General features: G+C 36.5%; 2 tRNA genes. Both read left to right on the forward strand.

Going from position 1 to position 638, the window contains the following annotated elements:
• Window positions 1-89 precede the first annotated feature (89 nt).
• Window positions 90-163 (forward strand) — tRNA-Ile (locus Q4566_RS17020).
• Window positions 164-262: 99 nt separating this feature from the next.
• Window positions 263-336: transfer RNA gene (locus Q4566_RS17025), tRNA-Ala, on the forward strand.
• Window positions 337-638: the final 302 nt, after the last annotated feature.

Here is a 638-nt window from a genome sequence, read left to right on the forward strand (position 1 = left end):
TAGAGAAAGACGACTAATAAAGTATTATAACTATTATGAAAAGATAGTTTATTCTCATTGCTGTTAATTTAAAAAAAAAGATTTAGTAGAGTCTCATAGCTCAGCTGGTTAGAGCGCTACACTGATAATGTAGAGGTCGGCAGTTCGAGTCTGCCTGAGACTACTAACTACTAAATAAAGGAAATTCTAGAAGAAGTTATCCACCAACAAGTCGGCACAAGCGACTGCAACCTGCAGACTGTGGACTGCGACTTTAGAACATGGGGGATTAGCTCAGCTGGCTAGAGCGCCTGCCTTGCACGCAGGAGGTCATCGGTTCGACTCCGATATTCTCCACAATTTCAGTAAACAGTCCCAGTTTACAGTAAGCAGTTTTACTGCGAACTGAATAGTGAGACTGAAAACTGATAAAACGTTCATTGACATATTGAAACAAGATACATGAAAATAAACTAGGTAAAACTAGAATTTATTTAAGTAATAATAATTTGGATTAATTAGAATCACCACGAGCGATATCTAATTAATCAATAATCAATTTACAATAGTAAATATGATTATAACTCATTAAAAAAGCAAAAAGTACAATAAGCTAAATAAGGGCGTATGGGGAATGCCTAGGCTCTCAGAGGCGATGA

The organism is Tamlana sp. 2_MG-2023 (genome assembly GCF_030548465.1).
Lineage (GTDB): Bacteria > Bacteroidota > Bacteroidia > Flavobacteriales > Flavobacteriaceae > Pseudotamlana.